The sequence below is a fragment of the Bacillus sp. FSL R5-0560 genome (assembly GCF_037966305.1).
Classification (GTDB): Bacteria; Bacillota; Bacilli; order Bacillales; family Bacillaceae; genus Bacillus; species Bacillus mojavensis.
Genome location: NZ_CP150195.1, coordinates 934,160 through 959,368, shown reverse-complemented (window position 1 = coordinate 959,368; position 25,209 = coordinate 934,160). Strand labels below are relative to the sequence as shown.

The window sequence follows — 25,209 nt, the reverse complement described above, 5'->3', positions numbered from 1 at the left end:
TTTTTATACAAAAAAATCTTATATCCTTGATAAAAGGATATAAGATTGAAGTTTAATTCAAGTTTTGGATTGTGAATAAGTGCTTGTATTGACTGTCATAATCCATCAGTTCATCATGAGTTCCGGTTTCAATGATTGTTCCGTTTTCCATGACGACAATTTTATCCGCATGCGTAATCGTTGATAAGCGGTGAGCCACGACAAAAGTTGTTCTGTCCTTCGCCAGTTTATCCATCGCTTCTTGAATGTAGTGTTCACTTTCAAGATCCAAAGCTGAAGTGGCTTCATCCAAGATTAGCAGCGGCGGATTTTTCAGAAATACACGCGCAATGGAAATCCGCTGTTTTTGTCCCCCGGAGAGCTTAACGCCTCTTTCTCCTACACGGGTCTCATACCCTTCCGGAAAACTCATAATAAAATCATGTGCATTAGCTGCTTTTGCGGCTTCCATAATGTCTTCAAGCGTGGCGTTAGGTTTTCCGATCGCGATATTTTCTCTAATCGTTTCACTGAATAAAAAGGTATCCTGAAGCACCATGCCAACCTGATTGCGCAGGCTTCTTGCTTCATAATCCCGAATATCTGTCCCGTCAATCAATAGACTGCCGCTTGATACATCATAAAACCTTGGAATCAGGCTGACGAGCGTGGATTTCCCTCCGCCGCTCATTCCAACGAGAGCTACAGTTTCTCCTCTGATTACTTTTAATGACACGTCATGAAGGATGTTTTCTTTTTCCTTTTCATATTGAAACGATACATTTTGAAATTCGACTTCTCCGCGGATATGGTCAGCTTTGATGGCATTTGGTTTGTCAGTCAGCTCATACGGCTCGTCAATAAATTCAAACACCCTGTCCATTGAAGCGATTGACTGCGTCAAGGTTGTAGATGAATTAATCAGCCTTCTGACAGGGTTATACATTCTATCGATATATCCGACAAATGCAACCATCGTTCCGACAGTCAGCGGTCCGTTGATGACAAAATAGCCGGCAAATGCAATCACGATGAGCGGTGCCAGATCTGTAATGGTGTTGACAACTGCAAAGGTCTTGGCATTCCAATTCGTATGACTGATTGCTTTATCTAAGAAATGGCTGTTTTTTTCGTTAAAGTTGGCCTGCTCATGGTCTTCTATCGCAAAGCTTCTGATCACCGGCATGCCTTGAATCCGTTCATGCAAATGCCCCTGCACCTGAGCAAGTGCCTGTGACCGCTCTCTTGTCAGCTTTCTTAAACGGCCGTAAAAATACTTCACTGATATTCCGTATAATGGAAATAAAACCACAGAAATAAGCGTTAATTTCACGTCCAGTGTCAGCATGATAGAGATCACGATCAAAATCGTCAGCATATCGAGCCATATATTCATCAGACCTGTGATCACAAAGTCCTTTGTCTGTTCCACATCGTTGATCACTCGGGAAATGACTTCCCCTGTTCTAGTATTCGCATAAAAACGAAGACTCAGCTTCTGTATATGATCAAACAGCTTGGCTCTTATATCATAGAGTACCTTACTGGCTGTCCACTGGGCAAAATATTGGCGATAATATTCAACTGGCGGGCGCAAAATTAAAAATAAGGCGAACATGATCGCCATAATGGTGAACAATGACGTTGTTTTGTCACTGGCCGTGCCGCCTCCTTGAATAATATCGTCAACTACGTACTTCAAAAGCAATGGGAGAGCAAGCGGAATGGAGAATTTTACGATCCCGATTAATACTGTAATGAAAATTTGCTTCTTATAAGGTTTGACGAATTGCATATAGCGTTTCATAACCCCCACGTTGATTCCCCCTCTCTTTATCATGATGTGTGTGAGCCCATGTGAAAAACCTGTTGTACCCCGCAACAGGTTTTTACGTAACCATTATTTTGTATAGCGCAAATACCGTTCATACCACATATCGACAAACTCGGGCGCAAACGGTCCCTGCCGCTGATGAATCCAGTGAAGCAGCGTATTTAAGTAGTCTCTTAAAATACTGTCAATTTCTTTTGGATAATTCATGGCTTTCCGATGATCATCATACTCATCTTCGTCGAGAATATTATAGGTCATGTCAGGAAATACCTTGACATCCAAGTCGTAATCAATATATTTAATTGCTTCGCCATCATAGGCAAACGGAGAACTGATGTTGCAGTAATAGTGAACCCCGTCTTCCCTCAGCATCCCGATGACATTAAACCATTGTCTTGCGTGAAAATAACAGATTGCGGGCTCTCTGGTTATCCATGTCCGGCCGTCTGATTCGGTTACCATCGTCCGGTCATTGGCTCCGATGACACACATTTCTGTACTTTTTAAGATTGTCGTTTCATTCCAAATTCTGTGGATCAGCCCGTTATGCTTATAGCTGTGAATTTGAATGGTTTCTCCTTCCTTGGGATAACCCATATTTCTCCCCTACTTTCTATAAAGCCCTACAGTTAGTATGTCCAAACTTGCTTACCGACAACGTCTTTTACCTATTATAACGTTACAAATTGAAAAATGAAAATAAAAGAGCCATTCCGGCTTGGGAATGGCACATTCCTGCTCTACACAAAGGAAGACGGCTTTTCTGAGCTGCGATATGAACGAATCACCTGCTCTGTCTGCTTTTGAAACATATCCTGTATATCTGCAAGATGTTTTCGTTTTACCGCAATTTCATCCTGAATACCGCGCAGCCTTGCATCCCTTTCCAAGTGCCGGAGTTCTGCTTCGATTTGTTTACAGCGGTCGAGCTCTGATTGGAGATCGAGAAGCTTGTCCATCGTTTTCATCTGTTCTATTACCAGCTTTTCAAATTCCGTCATCGGTTCCTCCTTCAGCCCTGGTCAAAGTCTAAACGTTTCCACCATTAATCATTTCGATCCTGATCTGGCAAACCCTTTGACTCATTCTGTTGAGCTTTCACAAGTTTTGTCGTTTTTCAAACAGAAAAAAGCACTTCCACCCGAAGATGAAGTGCTTTTTTCTGTTTCAGTGATTAGCTGTTTTGTTGTTTGTTTTGTTCAGCAGATTGGTTTTGCTGTCTTACCTGCTGAGTGTTTGTTTCGCTTGCGAATTCAGTGCCGAATTGACCTTGTTGGCCAGCAGCTGATTGTTGGTTTTGTTTTCTGACTTGCTGAACGTTTGTTTCGCTAGCAAATTCAGTACCGAATTGACCTTGACCAGCAGCTGATTGTTGGTTTTGTTTTCTAACTTGTTGAGCGTTAGTTTTGCTGAAATTATTTGAGTTAGCCATTGTTATCACCTCCACGGTCATTAGAATGTGCAGGTAATCGATTGGCTATTCCTTTTTTCAAAAAAATTTTTTAAACGAGCAGTGAGCGCCCGCCGTCAACGATAATGGTCTGTCCGCGGATCATATCAGCTTTTGAAGACACTAAAAATTCAACTGTATCGACCATGTCTTTAATCTCTACCATACGTCCCGCCGGGGTATTTTGACGCGCATCCTCCAAAAGATCTTCTCTGTTCGGGAAGTGTTTGAGCGCATCTGTGTCAATCGCTCCGCCTGATACTGCATTTACGATAATCTGTTTTGGTGAAAGCTCTACTGCGAGATAACGGGTTAAAGCCTCTAATGCAGCTTTTGACACACCAACTGTCGTATAGTTTTCAAGGTACCGGATTGAACCTAATGAGCTGATGCTGACAATATGACCGCCGCCGTTCTTCTCCATCAGCTTTGCCGCTTCCTGAGCGCAGAAAAGCAAGGCTTTTGCATTGATGTTCATCGTCCAGTCCCAATGTGTCTCCTCTAATTCCATAACCGGTCTCAGTACACCTGATGCAGCGTTATTAACAAAAACATCCAGCCTTCCAAAGGTTTCATCAATCTGCTGAAACATCTCTTTAATTTTTGCGGGCTGTCCCACGTTTGCTTTTACAATAAGCACTTTAACACCAAGTTTTTCGATTTCTTCCGCAGTTTCCAGAGCGGCTTTTTTGCTGCGTGCATAGTTAATGACAATATTATAGCCATTTTCCGCAAGTCTGATCGCCGCTGCTTTTCCGACGCCGCGGCTGCTTCCTGTTACGAGTGCGCATTTATTTTGTTCCATTTTTTCCTCAGCTCCTTGTAGCGTATAGTTCTCTTCATTCCACAAACAATAATGGCAAGAACTTTAAAGGGGGTCTTCCGTTATGTATGTCGGACGAGATATGAGCGAATTGACCATGATTTCCAAAAAAGACTGGAAAAACAGTGAACTCGCCTATTTTCATCATGCCTTTCAGCAAATTATGCCTTATTTGAACGAAGAAGGCCAATCAAAATACCGTGAATTAACCCAAGAGATTGAAGCGCGCGGCGGAATGAAGCGCAATGAAGCAGACTACAGCCACGGCACGCGCGTCAGTTATGATTAAGGACTCTTACCGAGCAGCCGAATTATATACTCCGGCTGCTTCCACTGCCATCTTCCAAATTTTTTGATGTGACACTGGAAACGCGAATTCTTCGAGCTCTTCCTTCGTTACTTTTTTCAGTTCTGCAGCATCCGACACTTGTTTTACTTTACCGAAAAACACAGAAATATTCCATACCAGGTGGGTGAAAACATGCTCCACTACACCTTGGAGGTCACTGATTTCAGCTTGTATGCCAAAATCACTTTCTAAAAATGCAGTGAGCTGCTCGCGCTCTGTTTTCATTCCTTTTTGTGTTTCAAGATTCGGGAATTCCCACAGATTGGCTAGCAGTCCCTTAGACGGGCGTTTATGAATATAGACTTGTCCGTCATCATCTGTCAGTACAATTGCAGCCATTGTTTTGATCCCGGGTTTTTTCTTTTTGCTTTTCACCGGGAGTTCTCGTTCAGTCCCTTCTGCAAACGCTGAGCAATGCTGCTGGACAGGACAAAGCAGGCAAGAAGGTGATTTTGGCGTGCAGATGATGGCTCCCAGTTCCATTAAACCTTGATTGAATTCCGAGGGTTTTTCTTTTGAAATAAACACACGGACCGCTTCTTCAAAAACGGTTCTTGTTTTTGGCTTAGCAATATCATCCCAGATGGACAGAATTCTCGACATAACACGCATCACATTTCCGTCAACCGCAGGAATCGGTTTATTGTAAGCAATGCTTAGCACTGCTCCTTTTGTGTAAGGGCCTACGCCTTTTAAGCCGCCAAACTCTTTTTCTTCTGATGGAACAACTCCTCCGTACTGCTGCTTCACTTCTTTTACAGCGCTTTGCAGGTTTCTGACACGCGAGTAATAACCGAGACCTTCCCATGCTTTGAGCACTTTTTCTTCATCGGCATCAGCGAGCGCTTCTACTGTCGGGAATTGCTCCACAAACCGTAAAAAGTAAGGAATGACCGTCTCTACTCTCGTTTGCTGAAGCATCACTTCAGACACCCACACTTTATACGGATCTTGGTCCTCTCTCCACGGCAGAATGCGCTGTTCTCTTTCAAACCATGTAATTAAATCATTTTGAAATTGCTGTATATCTTTTTGTCTTACCTTATCTTCAAGTACGTTCATATGTGTTTCTCCCCAGTCTCTCGCGCCCCGCTTTTCTTTAGACTGTTTTTTGTTGTACACTAAGGGCACAGTACGATAATATGTTACATTAAATAGAAGTAAAGAAAAAGCGGAAACATATGAGAACGATTGAACAGGTTAAAAGATTGGGTATATAAAATTAGGGAATGTCTTACAAAGTGAATGTGCAGGATAAACCTGCAAGGAGGTCACCTATGGATACGGGCACACATGTTGTCATGGGCATCGCACTCGGCGGAATTGCGACACTGGATCCGGTTGTCGGAACAGATCCGGCAATGGCTCACGCAGTCATGATCGCTACGCTTGCGGGCTCACAGGCTCCTGATATCGATACTGTGTTAAAACTTAAAAATAATGCTGTTTATATAAGAAATCACAGAGGTTTTACCCATTCTATTCCCGCCGTTTTGTTTTGGTCTGTCATCATTCCGGCGATTTTGCATTTATTTTATCCTCAGGCTGATTTTCTGCATCTGTGGCTGTGGACTTTGCTGGCAGTCGTGCTGCATGTATTTGTGGACATTTTCAATGCATACGGAACACAAGCCATCCGGCCGTTTTCGAAAAAATGGGTGGCACTCGGGCTGATTAACACATTTGATCCGTTTATTTTCATCAGCCACCTGGCTGCCATCGCGGTCTGGTATGTCGGCGGCAGCCCCGGTATCACATTTCTCACCTTATACGTCATACTGGCAGGCTATTATATCTTGCGCCTGATGATGCAGCTGCGAATCAAACGGCAGCTCCGTGAGATAATTGATGAAGAGATCGAAAGCATTATCATTTCACCGACGATGAAATTCCGGCAATGGCGAATTGCCGTTACGACCGCGCATGCTTTTTATGTAGGAAGGAGCATGGACGGGCATGTGGTGATACTTGATACGTTTAATCGGGTTCCGGTTCCTGAAACCGATGTTATGCAAGCTGCGAAGCAGGATGACAACATTGCAGCGTTTCTTTCGTTCTCTCCGGTTTACAGGTGGGAAGTGGATACGTATAAAGACCATTATGAGGTCCGGTTTATTGACCTGCGTTATCGGAGTAAAGGGCACTATCCGTTTGTGGCAATCGTTCATATCAGCCATGATCTTGAAATACGCTCATCTTATACTGGCTGGATATTCAGCGAAGAAAAGCTTCAGAAAAAATTAAAGCTCGGCTCTATTTAGAGCCGGGCTTTTTTGCGTCTTGTATAAAAAACAGCTAGGAGCAGACTGATGAAAGAAATCACAGCCGATATCTTAAAATATGGCGGATAGTAGGTCAGTTCAATTTGATTGTCTCCCTTTTGCGCCTTAAAACCAATAAAAGTGTAATCGGCTTTTTCAATTTTCTGCTGCTTTCCGTTAATTTTCAGCTCCCAGCCTTTCTCATACGGAATCGGGAGCATGATGTACTGAGGTTTGGAATTGTGATATGTGAATGTCAGCTTGTTTTTATTCCATTCCAGGCTGTCTGTTTTCTCCGTTTTGTTTTGCGACGCAGCGTTTTTTAATGTTTGATAATTTTCTTCATAAAGCGCGATATGTGAAAGCTCGTACGTTCCTTTCGGAAGCCTGATTGAGATATGATCTGCTTTAGGCACTCTGATGGTCAAATCGTTTACTCCCGTTTTATAGATCGATTGATTTGATTTTCTTGTTGTGACATAATCATTTACCTTTAGCGTAAATCCTTTGTCTCTTGCTTTGCTTTTCAAATAAAAACTGACATAGTAATCGCCCGGACCGACTGATGGCTTTTTCGGGGTGATGATCAATTCTCCTCCGTTTTCTCCAGTTACAGTCAGGAGTCCGTTTTGATATTGAGCTTGTTTTGCAGTGATGTCCGATTTGGAAATCAGATTCGTCAGATCAGGGGGCTGCTCTGTTTTTTCAGTTGGATCTGCTAATACAATTCCTTTGAGCATCGCTTGCTCTTTTGCAAGTGCCGGCAACTTTTTCAGGTCACTTTCTGCGTAAACCCTTTCGGCTGATTTGACGAAAGGAAGCATATATTGATTTTCATAAACGGTGTAGTGCTCTGATTCCATATGTTTTGTAAAGCCGTATGGAACATTCGCTTCGTTTATTTTTTCCGTCATATAGTATCTGCCGTAAAGCAGGCTGTACAAGTTCGCTCTGTCCCCCAATGATGCGTAGCGGCTGACGCTTTCTCTTCCCATATCGATGCGAAGATCATTCCAATAAAAGGAGAGCAGATGGCTGTTTAAAATGCTCGAGTAGGCGCTGAATCCATTAAACCCGTAAATAATCGGAGTGTTATTGCGCACGCCATTCATCCAGTCGATTCTCACGAGCGGGTCATTGTCTTCCTTTTGCACACGTCTGATGAGCTTAGATTGTTCGTCTCCTTTGTATTCCTCGCTTGTAATATAGGATTTTGAGACACTGTCCAGCCCGCCTCCTTCTGAGAGCGCATATTTCTGATAGGTGTTAGCGACAAGCAGCGAAGACAAAATCACCACACCGTATACAGCAAGCTTTGCCCGTTTTTTCACAAAAACTGCGGCAAACAAAGCAGCAATTGTCAGGAACAAAAGCAGTAAGATGCTTTCATTCGCTGGCTTCCATATATCAAGCTCATATCTTTGGACATGATACCAGTAAAGAAGCAGAACAACCGCTGCTGCTGGAAGCAATTCTTTCCGCCTCAGCTCCTGCAGCTGTGATAAACCTGCCGCTGCCGCCCCGGCGATTGTAAAGGCCAAAATATATTCAAACCGGTTTTGCGGTGCGGAAAAGCCGTTAAAGGCGCTTGCCGCATACGGACTGAAATGAAAGAGAATAAACAGAAGGCTCATTCCGGCAAAAAGGCGAAACACGCGGTGTTTATAAAAAGAAATGACAAACAAAAACAGTAAAAAGATGGCTGGCACCACGATAATCCTGCTTGAAAATAAAATATTATCATCGAAATTCAGCCACTCTATTTTTTCATTATACGGTGGGCGCAGGTTATTTAAATATCCGTAAACCACCGGCACAAATACCGCCGCACTGATACCAAAAGAAATGAGTCCCGAGACAATAAACATTCTGCATTGAACCCATTTTTTCACTTCATGTTCTTCCAGCTTGATAAACCATCTGAACAAGATATAAATTCCAATGAAAATCAGATTTATGTATGCAAAGTAAAAATTGTTGATTAAGCTCAAGGAGCAAGCAATGATAAACCATGCCGGACGCCGCTCTCGGATGATTTTTTCTGCTCCGAGCACGAGAAGCGGGAGCCAAATCATTGTATCGGTGAAAAATTCCCAATACGCTTCGTGGCGAAAGTAAATAATCGATACTCCGTATAGGACAGCACCCGTAAATGCCGCTGCTCTGCGTTTGAGCAAATAGCTGAAAACAGAAGCTGCTGTAAAAATAATCAGACTCAGCTTAATAATGCTGATAAAAACGGCTGACTGCGCCCAAAAAAGCGCATCCGCCTCGCCGATGAGATGAACGGATTGCAGCAGCCATACTGCGGCGGAAGTCGCAAGAAAAAGAAAAGAAGCAGAAAAATAATAGCCAAGCTGACTGAATGTGCCTCCGCCGAGTCCGAATGAATAATGATAGAAAAAGTTTCCTTGCGTGTATTGTTCATATAATAATTTCTTAAATACGATCATTTGCGCCAGTCCGTCACCGGGACCGGTCATATATCTGCCATCCGCCCATTCTTTCACAAAAAAAGCGTGTGCTAGAACCGCTATGAACAGACTGGCCGCATAAATGAAGACATGTTTTCTTTTTTTCATAAGGATTCTCCAGTCTTGCCGTTAACTTGTAAGCATGCAAAAAAGCACTGCCAATGGCAATTCATTCATTTCAGTGCAGTTTAGTCAGGCGCCGCATGTTTTTCAATTCGTTCGTTTCAGGCAGATCTTTGCTTGGGATATTTGCTTCTTTGATCAAATAATGCGGCCGTTTTTTTGTTTCGTAATAGATTCTGCCGATGTATTCTCCTATGATGCCAAGGCTTAACAGCTGAACCCCGCCAAGAAATAAGACCGCAGATATAATTGTGAAATATCCGGGTACAGAAATACCGTTTGTAAGAATTTTGACGAACGTGGTGATAATATATATAAGAGAGAGCAGCAATACAAAAATGCCGGTGTAAAAGCATATTCTCAGCGGTTTATGGTTAAAGGAGACAACGCCGTCCATTCCGTAATTAAAAAGGCTGCTGAATGACCATTTGGATGTGCCGTTTTTTCTTTCGACATTTTCGTAAAAAACAATTTTCTGTTCGAAACCGATCCAGCAAAACAGGCCTTTTGAAAAGCGGTTGCCTTCGCTCAATTTCAAAAGTGCATCTACAGCTTGGCGGCTTAACAGTCGAAAGTCTCCGACACCGTCACGCAAATCAACTTCCACAGCTTTATTAATGAACTTGTAGTAAAGGGACGAAAGAAGCGAACGCACGGGGTTATCCCCTTTCCTGTTCCTCTGGGCAATGACTTGATCATAGCCTTCCTCGTAGCCTTTGATAAAGTCCTTCAGCAAATAGGTCGGATGCTGCAAATCGGCGTCCATCACGACAACTGCCTCGCCTTGAACATGTTCAAATCCGGCCAAGATCGCGGCTTCTTTTCCAAAGTTTCGCGAAAATGATATGTATTTCACTCGGCTGCATTTGGATGCCAGGTCTTTGATCTGCTGAAGCGTGTCATCAATACTTCCGTCGTTAATGAAGAATATTTCATAATCATAATGAATGTTTTTGAATTCCTTTTTTAAAGATTCATGAATGAGTTTGACATTATAACCTTCATTGTAAGACGGGATAATAATCGAGATTAATCCTTGCTTCATTAAGGCACCTTCTTTTTATTATTCTTTTTAAGTATTGCCTTAGGGGAATTTGTACACAAATCTTCAGTAAGGCTATTCCTTTTTTTAAAGTCGTTTAAACCTGTTTTTTGTTACATTTTTGGTATGACATTTGAGTATATGTAATGTTATTTTGTCAGGTTTAAAATAGAGTATGAAAAAAAAGCATAGAAAAAGTCTGCCATTTCGACAGACGGTACAAAGAAAATCTGACTTATTGTTTTTCAAGATATTCTAAAATAAGCTGATTCACGATGGCCGGCTTTTCGTGGCTGATCCAATGGGACGCTTCATCCACAAATATTAAATGTCCGTTTGGACAGCGGCTTGCTGTTTCTTTTGCAAGCTTTCTGCTTAAAAAGCGGTCTTCCATTCCCCAAATCATCCGGTAAGGGGCTGTATGGTATTCGCGGGGATTTTCCGCAAGGCTGCCTTTTCTGAGGGCCCTGTACCAGTTCAGCATTGACGTCAGGGCGCCAGGCTGCTTCCACGCTTCTTTGTACTTTTTGATATCCTCGGAAGAAAAAAGCTCCGGCCGATCAGATAGCCCGATGGCTTTATCTAATTTCTCATAATTATTTTCTTTTAACGCAGCCTCCGGTTTGTCCGGCAGCTGGAAGAAGGCAATGTACGAGCTTTTCAGCCATTGCGGAGGGTAGACTGGCGTTACGGTTTTCATGATGTGCGGATGCGGTATGTTAATGGCGATCAGCTTTTCAACATATTCCGGACGTGTTGATGCCAAGTGCCAGGCTACTGCTCCTCCCCAGTCATGCCCGATCACGATTGCTTTTTGATCAGTAAATTGCGAAATAAGCCCAATGATATCATCTCTTAATGTATCAATTCGATAGGCCTCAATTCCTTCGGGTTTATCACTGAGATTGTAACCGCGCTGATCAGGAGCAATCACCCGATACCCCGCATCGGCAAGCGGTTTGATTTGATTTTTCCAGCCATACCAAAATTCAGGGAACCCATGGAGCAGGACAATAAGCGGGCCGTCCTCCGGCCCTGCGGAAGCAACGTGGAGCGTGATCCCATTTGTTTTGATAAACTGACTGTTAACTCCTTCCACTCAACTCTCCTCCTTGACTTTTCGTCATATGTTTCAGCCTTTTCTCCGTCAGCATAAAAGTGATGATACAAGCAGCAATAAGCATGATCAGCTGAAGAATGATAAAGCTTGATCTCAGCAGCACCCCGGCCCCCAAGACAATCAAACCTGACAGGATCATGAGCGTCGCACTGTAACGGTTGGCTTCATTCCATAATCTTTGATCTGACATTGAGCGTCTCGTTCTGAATCCATATACACTGTTAATGGATTTTGGAGGGAACAATTTGATGAGAAGACCTGCAATGATCATGAGCCCTCCGCCGACTAAACAAGCCATATGATCATCTCCTTTCTCATTGTTACGTTCAGAAAGAAGAAATGTTTCAATATCAAGGCAAAAAGACAAGCAAGAGCCTGTCTATTTAGCGTATTTGTAAATCCTTTGTCTGAATATAGCCTTTTACCCCGCCATAATCAACGAATGCCCAGCTGAAATCAAATCCTCCGTTTTCACTGAATCCCCAGCCGAGCAAAGTGACTTCTGTCCCGGAGGAAAGCTGTTTGGCTTTTCCATTTTCCGGTGTTGGTGAATAGAAGGCAGTCTGTTTTGCTGTTTTTGCTTGACTTGCGGTTTTCATTAAGAAATGTGTTGAAATATATGCTTTTTTCCCTTTGAATTCGATTTGAGCCCAATTAGCATTTGCAAATCCCTTTACAGTGACTTTCTGTTCAGATGATACCGTGCCGAGGATCGCGCTTTTTTGATTTGGTTCAGTTCGCACATTCAGTTTTCCTGCTTTAATAACATAAGAATCTGATGATGGCATGGTGACATTCATGGTCTGAGGGGTTGCGGCTTTTGCTGCGGGAGCGGTGCTACATGCTGTGAAACTCAGTCCTGCGGCGGCTGTTAAAGCGAGCAATACTTGTTTCTTTTTCATTTATAGCTCCTCCTCGTATGTTGACAAGATATAAGAGGTATTCCCTTATTGCCTGGTGAATGAAACACTATTTGTTTATTTTTTCTAACAATTAAGGAAATGTTAAGGTTTGTAAGGTGTACATTACATACTAATACTTGTATGATACATTATGTAAGGTATACGTTACATAAAGAGAGGATCAAATTAGATGAAGCACGGGGTTCGTAATTGTGTAAAAGAATACAGAAAAGATAAAGGATGGACACAGGATCAGCTGGCAGAAAAAATTCAAGTGACAAGACAGACAGTCATTGCAATTGAAAAACAAAGATATGAACCCTCGATAGGCACTGCAATTAAATTATCATTAGTATTAGAGTGCTCATTAGATCAATTATTCTGGATAGAAAGAGATAAATAAGATGAACATGACGTATTGTACCGGATTATTATTGCAAACTTTACTTCCCGTTTTATTGTATATCCTTTATTGGCATTCACCTTCAACCTTAACACTTCTGTTAGCAGTCATCGGAACAGCCCGAGTTCTTTATTCTGCCGCGCACATTCATAGAAATAAACTCTGGGGAAACGTACACTTTCAGAATGACCAACGCACCCGCTCAAATGCTCATTTCGCGGGCTATATATCACATTGGGTGATGATTGTTCTATTGCTAATAGGTGCTGTTCTTATTCATCAATCTATGCTTCCTTTATCCTATCTGCAGCTGATTGCATATACTGCTTTTCTTGGTTTTATGATTAGAATGGTGATGAGTGATGTACTCAATACAAATGTGTAAAAAACAGCCTGCCGTACTTTATGCCGGCAGGCTGTGTTAATGTAAAAGACCTCTGCTTTGGTTTAAGTAATCATTTACGTCTTCACGGCCGCTTTGAAAAAGGTGGAGCTGGCCGCCGTAGTTCTCAATCCACTGTGTGACGATTTTTTCGGTCATTTTTTCGCCTTGGTAGGCGTGTCCGGCTTTTGCATAGGTTGCTTCAAAGTCGCTCCATAACAATTCCACCCATGTTTTCGCCTGAATGTAGCTGATCATATCGTTTTTTTCCAGAAGCAGATTTGTCAGTTTCTCAATATACGTATTCATTTGGTGGTCTCCTTTCCTTCAGGAAAAAAATTACGCTTTAAAACTTCATGTTCTCCATATACTAACCTTACGTCTTCATCCGGCAAGACGCAACTTTTTGATCTCGAACCTAGGGGGATATGACATGGTCCGCAATAAAGAAAAAGGATTTCCTTACGAAAACGAAAACAAGTTTCAAGGTGAACCGAGAGCGAAGGACGACTATGCTTCAAAGCGTCCTGACGGGTCAATCAATCAGCATCCTCAGGAGAAAATGAGAGCCTCCGGCAAACGATAAAAGAAGAACAGCTGCACATGTGCAGCTGTTTTTTTACCCTTTATTGACTTGATATTCATAGACGCTTTTCTTTTCAGACAGATGCGCAAAGGTTGACAGCACCAGTCCGCACGCGGTCATCAGCGCCCCTCCCGCAAACAGCCAGGAATAGGAGCCGGTCCCGCTTAAAATGATACCGCCGATCCACGCGCCGAGCGCATTGGCCAGATTAAATGCAGACACGCTCACAGCTGCGGCGATCGTTGTGCCATTCTCAGATGAAGAAAGAACCTTTGTTTGCAAAAGAGGCGGCGTGCCGAATGCGCAAGCGCCAAATAAGAAAGTCCCGACAATGGCTGCGGCCGGATAAACGGCGATGTACGGAAATACCGCAAGTACGCCGATCAAACCGATCATGACGCCAATCATGGTCCGCGTCAGCAGAGGAAGCGGCACTTTTCCCGCAAAGAAATTCCCTGCAACCCCGCCCAAACCATAAGCGAAGAGGGCGCCTGTAATGCCGACTGTGCTGAAACCCGCTGAATTTCTTAAAATCGGTTCGATAAACGTGTAAGCGATAAATACGCCTGAATAGCCTAAAATGGTAATCGCAAAGGAATACAGCACCTGTTTGTGTTTAAATACCCCCCACTCATTCATGAGCATCGGGATGACTTTTGGTTTTCTGTTCGGCACGGTGGCCATCAGGCCTAAAAATCCGATCACTCCAAGCACCGTAATAATGGAAAACACGACTCTCCAGTTTAGGACATCACCCAAGTAGGAACCGAATGGAACACCCAGCATTAAAGCCACTGTTAAACCGCCGTTCATAGACGCAGCGGCTGCGGCACGTTTTTCTGGCGGCACCATTTCACTAGCAAATACCATCGCAATTGCAAAGAATGCGCCATGAATGGAAGCAGATAAAATTCTTGAGACGGCCAATACCGCAAAATTCGGTGCCAGCGCACTTAACAGGTTGGAAAGGATGAAAATCCCCATCAATCCAAGAAGCACCGGCTTTCTCGGGAGCTTGACAGAAACAATCGTGACAAGCGGGCCTGTCACACAGACGCTTGCCGCATAAGCGGTAACAAGGAGTCCAGCAGAGGAAACATGTATATGAAAGTCATTGGCAATCGACGTCAAAATACCCATCACCGCATATTCTGTGTATCCAATTGAAAACGTGCAGATCATAAGAACAAAAATAATGAATTTTACAGATGGATTTTTCATACTCAACGTCATCGCCTCCTTTAATTTTTAAAAAACAACGAGTTCCATCTTAAAAGAAATCCAGGATGAATTCAATCATTTTTACTCTGAAAATCGCCTTGAATGTGCTCAAATAAAAAAGAGGCTGATATTCAGCCTCTCGGTCATCCCTGCTTCTTTTGCTGCAATACTGAGATTGGAAGCGCTTCTTCTTGATCGGGAGCCGATGTTCTGTATCCCCAAGCGAAAACGCCATTTAAGTAGTTAATGTAAAACTCGTCCTCAGAGCCGTCCACAATATACGTTTCTCCCGGTGAGAAGTCCTCCGGGTTCAGCAAGTAAGCTTTTGCCATTGCAATTTTCCGTTCGAGCACTGCCAGTTCATTGATGATTCCAAGCTGTTCCGCTTTTCTTGCTTTTTCTGAAAGTCCTGCGATTTCTGTATTGAGTTCGTGCGTTGTCATTTGACTGTATCGTTTCTCCATTTTTCAGCTACTCCTCTTCCCGCAGAAATTGCTCGATTAAATCGAGTGAGAATCCTTTTCTAAATAAAAATTGTTTGACCTTCATGGCACTTTCATAGGAGCCGTCATAACGGTATTTTCTAAACGCTTTTTCCGCATGAAGACGCAGCGCTTCTTTTTCAGTGTCTTCATCATTTTCGTATTCAATCTGCTCCAGCGCCGCAGAGATGACATCAAATGAAAAGCCTTTGCGCTGCAGCTGCATCTGGGCTCGCTGTTTGATTTCTTTTGAAGAGAGTTTCTTGTCTTTCTTCAGAAGCTTTTCGATATGCGTAACTGCTTTTTCCGTCTGTTCCTCAAACGAGAAAGAACCTAGCGTATCTTTAATCGTATCGTCATCGATTCCTTTCGCCTTCAGCTCTCTGAACAAAACGTCAGGCCCTTTTCCGTTTGTTTTTTTGTGAGTGCTTACATAGGCCGCCGCAAACTCTTGGTCATTTAAATAGCTGTAATCGTTCAGCCTATGAATCACTTCCGCAATGACGGGCGCCGAGGTTTCTTTTTTCTTTAAGTAGTCTTCTACCTCTTTCGTTGACCTCATTCGATAGGATAAAAACTCAATCGCACGGTTGAAGCCTTTTTTCACTTCATCGCCGTATTGAATCTCAATGATCTCGAGGTCATCAAGCTCTTTTCCCTTTTTAAGCTCAAATTTCACGAGCACATCGGCGTCAACGCTGAAAGCATATTTTTCATCCAGAAAAATATTAAAACGTTCAGTATTCTTCTTTTGCGCTGATATCTTTGTAATAAATGGCATCTTAATCTCCCTTCTCCGGTCTCAAACGCGTTTTCTATGATCAAAATGAGGTAAAGTATAGTTATCAGAACGATGAGGAGAGATGTGTATGAATATTGCAATGACGGGCGGAACGGGTTTTCTCGGTACGCATCTGACTGGCGTCCTCACCCGCCAGGGACATCATGTTTATATCTTATCAAGAAACGCGGGAAAAACTGAACAAAAAAATATCACTTATGTCCAATGGCTGACTGAAGATGCTGCGCCTGAACAAGAACTTCCTCATATTGATGTCTGGGTAAACCTTGCGGGAAAATCGATTTTTGGCCGCTGGAATGAAAAAACGAAACAGCAAATTCTCTCCAGCCGTATCGATGCAACCCGGGAAGTACGGCGGCTTATTCATAGACAGGCGGAAAAACCGAAGGCGCTTATTCAAGCCAGTGCAGTGGGCATTTACGGCACTGACCTTGAAAAGACCTTTACAGAAGACTCTCCCACGTCAGACGAGGATTTTCTCAGCCATACTGCACATCTGTGGGAACGGGAAGGGCAAACTATTGAGGCGATGGGCATCCGAACGGTTTACGCGAGATTTGGCGTGATGCTTGGAGAAAAAGGCGCTCTCCCGCTAATGATTCTGCCATACAAACTGCTGGCCGGCGGAACGATCGGGACGGGCAATCAGTGGCTGTCCTGGATTCACGTGGATGACGCCGCCCAGCTGATTCTATATGCAATTGAAAACGACAGTATCTCAGGTCCTGTTAATGTGACCTCCCCTAATCCGGTTGAAATGAAGCAGTTCGGAAAAACGATTGCACGGGTGGTACATCGTCCCCACTGGCTCCCCGTTCCAGAATTCTTTTTATCAAAAGCATTGGGTGAGATGAGCCTGCTTATTGTGAAAGGACAGCGCGCTCTGCCTAAAAAAGCAATTACGTCCGGATTCCGTTTTACATATTCAGATCTGGAATTCGCCCTTTCGCAGCTGCTGACGGACCGAAAGGCTGTATAAAAACGGAAGGAAGCGTCAACCTTAAGAATAACATGGTTGAAGGAGGTCCTTTTATGGAAAAGAAAAGGGAGAAGCACCAGCAAGGAGCCAACCTGAAGAAAATGCAGGAAGTTCTTTATTCAAGTGAATTTAAAAAGGCGGAAAAAGCTGCTAAGCGGAAGTAGGGATACATAGCGCCGGAAAGCAGATACTATGTTTGTTTGATATCACTTTTTAGGGGGAATTTGATATGGGCAGAAATCATATCCACAAAAACCGTGATAAAAACAAACAAAAACTTCCTCAGGTTCCAGATGCGTTAAAACGAGAAACTGACGGCGTTTACGAGGAATATTCAAGCGAGCTCGCTGATGCGGATGACCGCGAAGCGCAGGAGCGCGCGAAAGCGGCCGATAAGAGAGCGAAAAGCAAGAAACGTTAATGAAAAACCCCTTGTCTCTGCTTGAGACAGGGGGTTTTTTACAGCTCGGTGAACCGTTCCTTTATCGGTGTGCGTTTTTTCACTTCCGGCATTTCATCAGGATAGCCTGTTTGTATGATCGCGGCGAAGCGCTCGTTATCCTGTAAACCGAAGGCTTGATGCACGTCTTTATCATAGAGGATCTTTCCGCTTTTCCAAACCATGCCGATTCCTTTTTCCCAGGCAAGAAGCTGGAGATTTTGAATCAATGAGCTGGTTGCCGCAAAATCATCATCTCTTGCTCTTTCGTTCTCATCTTCCTGAAATACAACAAGCAGAAATCCAGGCACACGGCTGAGTGTCTTTTTGAAATTTTGGAGTTTTTCTTCCGTCATGTCCGGCTTTGATTTTTTAGAAAATGAAGCAAAGGTTTTAATCAAGCTTGCTTTTCCTGTTTCACTGGAAACGTAAATAAATCTCCAAGGCTCCGTAACTCTGTGATTCGGCGCATATTTTGCCGTTTCTAGCATGTCAAGGATGACAGCCGGAGGGACGGGATCTTGTTTAAATTTACGGATTGATCTTCTGCTACGTATGATATCCCGCAGTGCTGAATCTTGATTTATCTGTTCGGCTTGAGGCATACCGCTTCACCCTTTCTATCCAATTGAAAATGATTATCAATCATAATCATAACGGAAAGTGCAGCTTTTTGTAAACCGTCAGCCATATTAGATTTCAAGAATCCGAGTTTCTGAGTAAACAGCAGTCCCTGTCATGTTCACTTTGATGTGATCGTTATCTCCGTTTATTTCAATTTCCACTCTTCCGTCTTTCCCTATCTCCTGTCCTTGCTCAATGATAAATGTGCGCTGCCCGGACCTGACGTATTGCTGCATGTAAGCTCCCATCACGCCGGATGCTGTGCCAGTCACGGGATCTTCTATTGTTCCTGAATACGGCGACGAAAAGTGGCGTCCGTGCAAGTCGCTGTCAGAGTGAATCGTTTCAAAGGTAAACGGGTGCACTGAGGCTTTTGGCAGATCTACTAGAACTTTCGGAAATTGTTTGTTATTTGGCACCATTTTTTTAGAGGCTTCTAATGATTTGAGCGGAACAATTGCAGTCCATATGCCTGTACTGCCAAAAACAATTGGAAGGTCCTCATGAAAGTCCTCCGCCGTAATTCCCAATGCGTCCGCGAGCTTTCCCCGGTCGCCCGTAAATGGTCTGAATTTCGGAGCGGCCTGTTCAAGTGTGATATGAATGCGCCCCTCTTTTTCAGAAATGTTTGCTGGCAGGATACCGGCTTTTGTCTGGATGGTGTACGTTTTACCGCTCTCCAGCCTTCTGTTTTCACATAACGCGTATAGGGAAGCGACCGTCGCATGTCCGCATAAATCTATTTCGTGTCCCGGAGTGAAGTAACGGAGTTCAAGATCAGCCGCCTCGCTGTTCCGAATAAAGGAGGTTTCTGAATATCCTGCGAGCTCAGCTATTCTCTGCATTTCTTCTTCTGTGTAAGCATCCCCGTGCAATACCACTCCCGCGGGGTTGCCTTTGCCGGGATTTTCCGTAAAGGCTTCATATTTTAATACCTCTGCTTTCATTCGCCTGCCATCCTTTCTGCATCAATGTCTCTGTCAGTATAACAAAATATTAGTTGCAATTTTCAGTCATTATTAAAAAACCCATTTTCTTTCAGAGAAAATGGGTTTTACGATCAGGAATTTCTTGTTTTATAGAGCAAATAAATAAAATAGGGAGCGCCGATCGCCGCTGTAAAAACGCCTGCCGGAACTTCGACCGGGGCAAATAAGGTTCTGCCGATGATGTCTGCTCCTAATACGAGCAGAGCCCCAATCAGTGCAGATGCCGGGAGCAGCGCACCGTAAGACGAGCCGACGAGGCGCCTTGCGATGTGCGGCGCCATCAGACCGACAAAACCAACCGTTCCGGCAACCGAAACCGCACAGCCCGTAAGAGCCGTACTCAGCAGCAGCAGGAAGAACCGGTTTCTTTGCACGGAGCTTCCCGCACCTGCCGCAATATCTTCACCGAGCATCTGTATATTCATATTTTTTAGACAGATAAAACAAATGAATAAGAGAATGGCTGACAGCAACACGGCTATTTTTACATGCTGCCAGTTCGATCCGTAGACTGAACCTGTTATGTATACATTGGCTTGAGACGCCCTGTAGATCGGGCCTTTGATCATGAGCAATGTGGTCATCGCTTGTGCAGACATTGAAAATCCGATTCCGATCAGCACCAGCCGAAACGTGGAGGCGCCATTTTTGTATGCGAGTAAATAAACGATAAGTCCAACAACTGATGCCCCGATAAATGCGGCTGCCGGAAGCCATGACAGACTGATCGTCAGTGAATCGCTTCGGTCTGAGAAGAACATCATGACAAGCACCACAGCCACAGCCGCTCCGCCCGTGATTCCGATAATATCCGGGGATGCGAGAGGGTTTCTGACCAGCCCCTGCAAAATTGCGCCTGCCGCAGCCAAGCAAACGCCGGCGCATACAGCTGTCAAAATTCTTGGCATGCGGAACGACATCACCATCATTTCATCCAGCTTTGAACCTGCACCGAAAAATGTTTTGGCCACATCCCAAGGAGGAATGAACCGCTGCCCGAGCCCGGCGCTTATGATGAACACAGCCGCTGTTAAACCGAGTAAAACAAAAAAGACAATCCATGCTTTCTTTTCAGCCGCTGTAAAGCCAAAACGTAGCTTCATAGATTCGCCCCCCTTCTTGCGATGTAAACAAACACAGGCATGCCAATCATCGCCGTCATGACCCCAACCGGAACCTCCTGAGGCATAATGATATATCGTGCCCCGATGTCCGCGGCAACAAGTAAAATTGCACCTAAAACAGCGGAAAACGGCAGAACCCAGCGATAGTCATTGCCGATGATAAAGCGGGCAAAGTGCGGGATGATGATGCCGATAAAGGAAATCGGCCCGGCAATGGCGACAGCAGAACCGGCAAGCAGGACAATGCATAGTGCCATAACGAATTTCAGCAGCCCCGTTTTTTGACCGAGTCCTTTGGCAACATCTTCTCCCATGACAAGAAGATTAATTTTTTGGCCGAGGAAACAGCTGATCAGAAGCGCTGCCGCGGCATACGGAAGCATTGTCAGCAGCAAATCAAGACTCCTGCCCTGCACAGAGCCCGTCAGCCAAAATAACACCTGAGCCAGCTCGAGTTCATTGACGGAGAGCATGCCTTGTGTCAGCGAAGAAAACATTGCCGCCATGGCTGCTCCAGCCAGCGTCAATTTGATCGGCGTGAGCCCTTCTCTTCCAAGCGAACCTGCGGCATAGACAATCGCGGCGGTAAAGGAAGCACCGAGGAACGAGCTCCATACAAGCGCTTGGGGTGATTGAATATGCAGAAAAAATGATCCGGCAACAATAAAAAAGCCGGCCCCTGCGTTGATTCCGAAAATCCCTGGTGATGCTAGCGGATTTTTTGTCAGCGCCTGCATCAGAGCGCCGGCAGCCGCAAGGGAAGCGCCGACAACTGTGGCAACCAGTGCTCGCGGGAGCCTGACGTCTTTAATGATGACTTGCTCATTTGATCCGTTAAAAGATGTAAATGCTTGATAGACCTGTCCCCATGACGTACCGGTATAGCCGTAAATGACACTTGCGCAGACAGCCACCAGCAAAACGAAAAGCAGACATAATAACAAAATCCATTTCGAATAAGCCTCTTTGAAGATCATCATCCAATTCTCCTAGTGATTTACTATGTACCATTCTTCACCATGACTGCAGTAAATTAATTGTTTTTGAGAATCATCCTCAATTAATGATTGACACTCTCACCACTGCTTATTATGATCTAAATGATAATGAATTTCAATATTGGGAGGAAAAAGATGAAAAAGCATATCAGCATGCTATTTGTATTCCTTATGGCCGTTATGGTGCTTTCTGCCTGTAATAGTTCAGAAAGTTCCGGTAACAGCCAGGGGGCAAACAGCAAAACAAGAACGGTTAAACATGCAATGGGGACATCAGACAATATTCCAGCCAATCCAAAACGGATTGTCGTCTTAACAAATGAAGGGACAGAGGCGCTTTTAGCGCTTGGCATTAAACCAGTCGGGGCCGTGAAGTCTTGGAAGGGTGATCCGTGGTATGACTACCTGAAAGACGACATGAAAGGTGTGAAAAACGTCGGGCTCGAAACCGAACCGAATGTGGAAGCCATCGCGGAATTAAAGCCTGATTTGATTATTGGAAATAAAGTGCGCCAAGAAAAGATTTATGATCAGCTAAATGCGATTGCGCCGACGGTTTTTGCTGAATCTTTAGCCGGGAACTGGAAGGATAACCTGACTCTTTATGCCGACGCGGTGAATAAGGCCGACAAAGGCAAAGAAGTCATTGCCGATTTTGATAAGCGCGTTGCCGATATGAAAGATAAGCTTGGCGATCAGACAAACAAAACCGTGTCTGTTGTACGGTTTCTGTCCGGCGAGTCGAGAATCTATTATAAAGATTCATTCTCCGGCATTATTTTAGACCAGCTAGGTTTTAAACGTCCTGAAAAGCAAGTGGAGCTATTCAAGAAGCAAAAGGACCAGTTTACGTTCTCAACAGACAGCAAAGAATCCATTCCTGATATGGATGGCGATGTGCTTTTTTATTTCACTTATAAAGCCGATAATGCAAAAGATAATGAAAAATGGGCCAACCAGTGGACGAGCAGTTCACTATGGAAAAACCTTAAGGCTGTGAAGTCAGGGAACGCCCATGAGGTCGATGACGTCGTGTGGACAACCGCAGGCGGAATCAAAGCCGCAAACTATCTGCTTGACGATATTGAAACGTATTTCTTAACGTCTAAATAAAAAAAGAACTCCGTCTGTTTAGACGGAGTCTTTTTTGCTTTTGCCGATCAGACGCGTGACGAGGAACATGGTGACAGAAAGAGATCTGTTTTTCCGATACGCCAAGTATTTTCCGCGCCATTCGGGTTTGTATTTTTCTTTAAATGCCCTGAGCCCGCTGAAGCTGTACATATACCGAACATTATTAAAAATGACAGCCGCGAAGCGTTCTGACCAGAAGGATGTAAAGGCTGTGCCGACATTGGCCAAAGGCGCCATACCCATGTTAAATGACGTGCATCCCTCCTCCTTCGCCCATAAAAACATGCGGATGAACAATGCATCCATAATACCGTTCGGGGCGTCACTGCGATAGCGCATCAGATCGACCGAGATTTCGCCTTCCTGATACATCGGCATGATATTTGCGAAAGCCACAATGTCCCCTTCAGCATTTTTCATATAAGCGATCGGTGCTCTCTGTAAATATGACGGATCAAAGAACCCGAGTGAAAAGCCCTTCTCCTTTTTCGAGCCGAGCCATTCATCTGAGATTTGTTTGAGCTCTTCTAAAAATGCCTCTGAAAATGGAGGATGGTCAACATGGAAGGTATATTCCTCCCGTTCAAACCGGTTATTGATCGCCCGCAGACCGGCTTTTTTCTTCCCTGATATGGTAAACGTGTTTAAGTCCACATAGGCTTCCTCGCCAAGTTTAAAAAAGTTATACCCAAAATCATGGTACAGCGCCATGTCCTCTCGTTCGATTTGATAGAACAGAACACTGAAGCCCTTTTGATGTGCTTCGTTCAGAAATTCTTCGAGCACAAGGGGGAACGATTCCTTTTGGCCGGACGGATCGCCAAGCACGACCAGACGTCTTGCGATTTTTCCAAACAGAAGCAATGCATTGCCGTCGCTTGAGAAATAAAACCGCTTATCCCCCAGAAAGCCGAGATGGCTGAGCGCGTTGCCGCCTTTATCATTCAAAAACTCAGCAAGACGTTCTGGATCAGCTTTTTCCCCAATTGGTTTGGTTTTCTTATGATACACCACTGTAAAGATAAAGAAGAACAGCGGAACGGCGATGACTGCCATAATGGTCGCATGTGTAATATGAGAAGTGCTGTGGACGAAATATTCGTGGCGCAGCACCTTCTTCATCCGATCCCAGATGAAGCTTGCGATAAGGTTATAGTTAAACAGCGCCACAGTAAACAGAGCCGCAGCGAAAATCATTTGCCCGAGCGTATAGGAAGCCTGTTCTCTGACAAATTGTTTTTTCAACAGCACAAGTAAAACAATGATAATCGGCAATATGAATATAGCACTGATATTAAGCCCTTTTAAAAAGCTGAAAACAAACCCGCCGACAAGCGCTGTAACCGCCATTGTATAGGACCGTTTTGTCCGTTTATAAAGCTCGATCGGCAATATCAGCAAAATGAGCGCTGAGCTTAAGGACAGCCCATTGAACAGCAAAAGGACCGGATGCGGAATGTGCGGAATGACTGTCAGCCGATCAATCGGCAGTGACACCGACGCAAGGACAATGAGACCGCCTACGAACACAATGAGTGAAAGCGATCCCTGCAAAATCCTCACTAACATGGCCCGCTGTACGACAAGCAGAACGTTTGTCGTTTCGATTGCCGGTGCAATTCGCGGGTTCGTTTCAAGCCGTTTCATCGTACTTTCGGTCAGGTCGCCGGCAGCAAAGAACAGCCCCAAAACGAACGGGATAAATGAATAGACGAGCCGGTACAGCACAATCGACGTCACAATGGCTTCCTGATGGTAGCCTAGCTGCTCCATTCCGAGCAAAAACAAAAGGTCAAACGAGCCGAAGCCGCCTGGAACAAGACTGATCATGCCTCCGATTGCCGCAATCACAAATACCCCGAACACATACCTGATGTCAGCATGAATTCCCATGGCGAGCAGAGACAGATAGATTACGATTCCAGCCATAAGCCATTCTGCTACGGAAGCGCCCATATAAGCGAAAATCGGATTTTTCACTATGTCTTCGCCCTCTTCATCCTCTGCTTTGCGGCCTTTTCGTATAGCCGCCGCCAAAGAGATCGGCACAATCAGCGCGAAGCCGATAACAACCGCCCACAGCCATGGTTTTTCATTGATGACTTCATCCACGGGCAGCAATCTTGCGATAACGAAAATGCTGAAAACTGAAAGGCCGAGCAGCATCGAGGATGTAAGCCAGGCAATTCCTTTCACCAGCGCTTTATGGTCTTTTGTATGCTCCTTATAAAACATCATTCTTAACCCGACTCCGGCTAACCCTCCGAAGCCAAGGACATTATTAAATGAATTAGCAATCCAGGATACCCTGAACACCTTTCCGTTTGTGATCGAAAGGCGCAGCGAATATTTAAGAACGTAATCATAGAGTGACATGGCCGCAACAGCAAGCAGGCCGATGAGCACAAGAATGAATAAGTCGGTCCGCTCCAGCCCGTTGATCACCATAAGCGTTCGTTTGAATGACAGGTTTGTCAATTCTTTTTTCGACTGATAAAACACAAATAGTAAAACAGCAACAGGAAAAACGATTTTTAAAATTGATAAAGCATTCTTTTTAATCAGCAATGGTCTCTCCAATCATATACAGTTCGATATTTCTTTCCCCAATAATCTCCAACTCATTATACACTACCGCTATTTTTCGGACAAAGTCCCATCTGCGGTTTGACTTTCTTTCAGCAGTTAA

At 44.2% G+C, this 25,209-nt stretch carries 29 protein-coding genes; 9 read left to right on the top strand and 20 right to left on the bottom strand.

Going from position 1 to position 25,209, the window contains the following annotated elements; genetic code table 11:
* Positions 1-52: 52 nt before the first annotated feature.
* From NST56_RS04685 to fabL, 5 genes are all read right to left on the bottom strand, one after another.
* Positions 53-1,795: an ABC transporter ATP-binding protein gene (locus NST56_RS04685; RefSeq protein WP_168747248.1), complete on the bottom strand. Its 1,743-nt coding sequence runs from the start codon at positions 1,793-1,795 to the stop codon at positions 53-55.
* A gap of 84 nt (positions 1,796-1,879) precedes the next feature.
* Complete coding sequence (locus NST56_RS04680) at positions 1,880-2,410, bottom strand: DUF402 domain-containing protein (RefSeq protein WP_003223272.1); 531 nt, start codon at positions 2,408-2,410, stop codon at positions 1,880-1,882.
* A gap of 143 nt (positions 2,411-2,553) precedes the next feature.
* Entirely contained in the window at positions 2,554-2,814 is a 261-nt protein-coding gene (locus NST56_RS04675) for a YgaB family protein (protein WP_010333466.1), read from the bottom strand.
* Positions 2,815-2,987: 173 nt separating this feature from the next.
* A complete protein-coding gene (sspE, locus tag NST56_RS04670; protein WP_010333465.1) occupies positions 2,988-3,245 on the bottom strand; it encodes a gamma type acid-soluble spore protein SspE in 258 nt (85 codons plus the stop codon).
* A gap of 70 nt (positions 3,246-3,315) precedes the next feature.
* Positions 3,316-4,068: an enoyl-[acyl-carrier-protein] reductase FabL gene (gene fabL / locus NST56_RS04665; RefSeq protein WP_010333464.1), complete on the bottom strand. Its 753-nt coding sequence runs from the start codon at positions 4,066-4,068 to the stop codon at positions 3,316-3,318.
* 82 nt (positions 4,069-4,150) lie between these two features.
* On the opposite strand from fabL, the gene NST56_RS04660 reads away from it, so the two are divergent.
* A complete protein-coding gene (locus tag NST56_RS04660; RefSeq protein WP_010333463.1) occupies positions 4,151-4,375 on the top strand; it encodes a hypothetical protein in 225 nt (74 codons plus the stop codon).
* Positions 4,376-4,381: 6 nt separating this feature from the next.
* Here the strand turns inward: NST56_RS04660 and mutY are convergent, their stop codons facing one another.
* Positions 4,382-5,497: an A/G-specific adenine glycosylase gene (gene mutY, locus NST56_RS04655; RefSeq protein ID WP_339180382.1), complete on the bottom strand. Its 1,116-nt coding sequence runs from the start codon at positions 5,495-5,497 to the stop codon at positions 4,382-4,384.
* A gap of 215 nt (positions 5,498-5,712) precedes the next feature.
* Between mutY and NST56_RS04650 the strand changes: the two genes are divergently transcribed.
* Positions 5,713-6,696: a metal-dependent hydrolase gene (locus NST56_RS04650; protein ID WP_268505948.1), complete on the top strand. Its 984-nt coding sequence runs from the start codon at positions 5,713-5,715 to the stop codon at positions 6,694-6,696.
* Here the strand turns inward: NST56_RS04650 and NST56_RS04645 are convergent.
* From NST56_RS04645 to NST56_RS04625, 5 genes are all read right to left on the bottom strand, one after another.
* The gene (locus NST56_RS04645) at positions 6,693-9,278 is read right to left on the bottom strand and encodes a YfhO family protein (protein WP_339180379.1); all 2,586 of its coding nucleotides are present in this window, start codon (positions 9,276-9,278) and stop codon (positions 6,693-6,695) included. The two genes, NST56_RS04650 and NST56_RS04645, sit on opposite strands and share 4 nt — an antisense overlap.
* Positions 9,279-9,348: 70 nt before the next feature.
* Entirely contained in the window at positions 9,349-10,338 is a 990-nt protein-coding gene (locus NST56_RS04640; RefSeq protein ID WP_339180378.1) for a glycosyltransferase family 2 protein, read from the bottom strand.
* A 232-nt stretch (positions 10,339-10,570) separates the two neighbouring features.
* Positions 10,571-11,434: an alpha/beta hydrolase gene (locus NST56_RS04635; protein WP_010333458.1), complete on the bottom strand. Its 864-nt coding sequence runs from the start codon at positions 11,432-11,434 to the stop codon at positions 10,571-10,573.
* A complete protein-coding gene (locus NST56_RS04630; RefSeq protein WP_339180374.1) occupies positions 11,421-11,753 on the bottom strand; it encodes an SdpI family protein in 333 nt (110 codons plus the stop codon). Before NST56_RS04630 ends, NST56_RS04635 begins: the two co-directional genes overlap by 14 nt.
* A gap of 85 nt (positions 11,754-11,838) precedes the next feature.
* Positions 11,839-12,357: an SH3 domain-containing protein gene (locus NST56_RS04625; RefSeq protein ID WP_010333456.1), complete on the bottom strand. Its 519-nt coding sequence runs from the start codon at positions 12,355-12,357 to the stop codon at positions 11,839-11,841.
* Between the two features lie 190 nt (positions 12,358-12,547).
* On the opposite strand from NST56_RS04625, the gene NST56_RS04620 reads away from it, so the two are divergent.
* Both NST56_RS04620 and NST56_RS04615 read left to right on the top strand, forming a co-directional pair.
* Complete coding sequence (locus NST56_RS04620) at positions 12,548-12,760, top strand: helix-turn-helix transcriptional regulator (RefSeq protein ID WP_339180370.1); 213 nt, start codon at positions 12,548-12,550, stop codon at positions 12,758-12,760.
* Between the two features lies 1 nt (position 12,761).
* Complete coding sequence (locus NST56_RS04615; RefSeq protein WP_339180367.1) at positions 12,762-13,145, top strand: hypothetical protein; 384 nt, start codon at positions 12,762-12,764, stop codon at positions 13,143-13,145.
* 36 nt (positions 13,146-13,181) lie between these two features.
* Here NST56_RS04615 and NST56_RS04610 read toward each other — a convergent pair whose 3' ends face one another.
* Positions 13,182-13,451, bottom strand: a complete 270-nt coding sequence (locus tag NST56_RS04610) for a YfhJ family protein (RefSeq protein ID WP_024120650.1) — start codon at positions 13,449-13,451, stop codon at positions 13,182-13,184.
* A 124-nt stretch (positions 13,452-13,575) separates the two neighbouring features.
* On the opposite strand from NST56_RS04610, the gene NST56_RS04605 reads away from it, so the two are divergent.
* Positions 13,576-13,728, top strand: coding sequence for a small, acid-soluble spore protein K (locus tag NST56_RS04605; protein WP_010333452.1), 153 nt, complete (start codon positions 13,576-13,578; stop codon positions 13,726-13,728).
* A gap of 33 nt (positions 13,729-13,761) precedes the next feature.
* Here the strand turns inward: NST56_RS04605 and NST56_RS04600 are convergent, their stop codons facing one another.
* The 3 genes from NST56_RS04600 to recX form a co-directional block, all read right to left on the bottom strand.
* The gene (locus NST56_RS04600) at positions 13,762-14,955 is read right to left on the bottom strand and encodes an MFS transporter (RefSeq protein WP_268447382.1); all 1,194 of its coding nucleotides are present in this window, start codon (positions 14,953-14,955) and stop codon (positions 13,762-13,764) included.
* Between the two features lie 137 nt (positions 14,956-15,092).
* Positions 15,093-15,413: a YfhH family protein gene (locus tag NST56_RS04595; protein WP_010333450.1), complete on the bottom strand. Its 321-nt coding sequence runs from the start codon at positions 15,411-15,413 to the stop codon at positions 15,093-15,095.
* A 7-nt stretch (positions 15,414-15,420) separates the two neighbouring features.
* On the bottom strand, positions 15,421-16,212 hold the full coding sequence (recX, locus tag NST56_RS04590) for a recombination regulator RecX (protein ID WP_010333449.1): 792 nt from the start codon (positions 16,210-16,212) through the stop codon (positions 15,421-15,423).
* 88 nt (positions 16,213-16,300) lie between these two features.
* Here recX and NST56_RS04585 point away from each other — a divergent pair, with 88 nt between their 5' ends.
* The 3 genes from NST56_RS04585 to NST56_RS04575 all read left to right on the top strand — a co-directional run bounded on the left by NST56_RS04585 (position 16,301) and on the right by NST56_RS04575 (position 17,633).
* Positions 16,301-17,212, top strand: a complete 912-nt coding sequence (locus NST56_RS04585) for a TIGR01777 family oxidoreductase (protein WP_339180362.1) — start codon at positions 16,301-16,303, stop codon at positions 17,210-17,212.
* A gap of 53 nt (positions 17,213-17,265) precedes the next feature.
* A complete protein-coding gene (locus NST56_RS04580) occupies positions 17,266-17,376 on the top strand; it encodes a YfhE family protein (protein WP_010333447.1) in 111 nt (36 codons plus the stop codon).
* Positions 17,377-17,441: 65 nt separating this feature from the next.
* Positions 17,442-17,633, top strand: coding sequence for a YfhD family protein (locus NST56_RS04575; protein WP_229148989.1), 192 nt, complete (start codon positions 17,442-17,444; stop codon positions 17,631-17,633).
* A gap of 38 nt (positions 17,634-17,671) precedes the next feature.
* Here NST56_RS04575 and NST56_RS04570 read toward each other — a convergent pair whose 3' ends face one another.
* From NST56_RS04570 to NST56_RS04555, 4 genes are all read right to left on the bottom strand, one after another.
* The gene (locus tag NST56_RS04570) at positions 17,672-18,256 is read right to left on the bottom strand and encodes a nitroreductase (RefSeq protein ID WP_024120644.1); all 585 of its coding nucleotides are present in this window, start codon (positions 18,254-18,256) and stop codon (positions 17,672-17,674) included.
* 87 nt (positions 18,257-18,343) lie between these two features.
* A complete protein-coding gene (locus NST56_RS04565; RefSeq protein ID WP_339180357.1) occupies positions 18,344-19,222 on the bottom strand; it encodes a PhzF family phenazine biosynthesis isomerase in 879 nt (292 codons plus the stop codon).
* 113 nt (positions 19,223-19,335) lie between these two features.
* Positions 19,336-20,367, bottom strand: a complete 1,032-nt coding sequence (locus NST56_RS04560) for an iron ABC transporter permease (protein WP_326218860.1) — start codon at positions 20,365-20,367, stop codon at positions 19,336-19,338.
* The gene (locus tag NST56_RS04555) at positions 20,364-21,365 is read right to left on the bottom strand and encodes an iron ABC transporter permease (protein WP_010333442.1); all 1,002 of its coding nucleotides are present in this window, start codon (positions 21,363-21,365) and stop codon (positions 20,364-20,366) included. Before NST56_RS04555 ends, NST56_RS04560 begins: the two co-directional genes overlap by 4 nt.
* Positions 21,366-21,521: 156 nt before the next feature.
* On the opposite strand from NST56_RS04555, the gene NST56_RS04550 reads away from it, so the two are divergent.
* Positions 21,522-22,499 (top strand): iron-siderophore ABC transporter substrate-binding protein, encoded by a 978-nt coding sequence (locus NST56_RS04550; RefSeq protein ID WP_029441294.1) that lies wholly within the window; start codon positions 21,522-21,524, stop codon positions 22,497-22,499.
* Positions 22,500-22,517: 18 nt separating this feature from the next.
* Here the strand turns inward: NST56_RS04550 and mprF are convergent, their stop codons facing one another.
* Positions 22,518-25,088: a bifunctional lysylphosphatidylglycerol flippase/synthetase MprF gene (gene mprF, locus NST56_RS04545; RefSeq protein ID WP_339180354.1), complete on the bottom strand. Its 2,571-nt coding sequence runs from the start codon at positions 25,086-25,088 to the stop codon at positions 22,518-22,520.
* Positions 25,089-25,209: the final 121 nt, after the last annotated feature.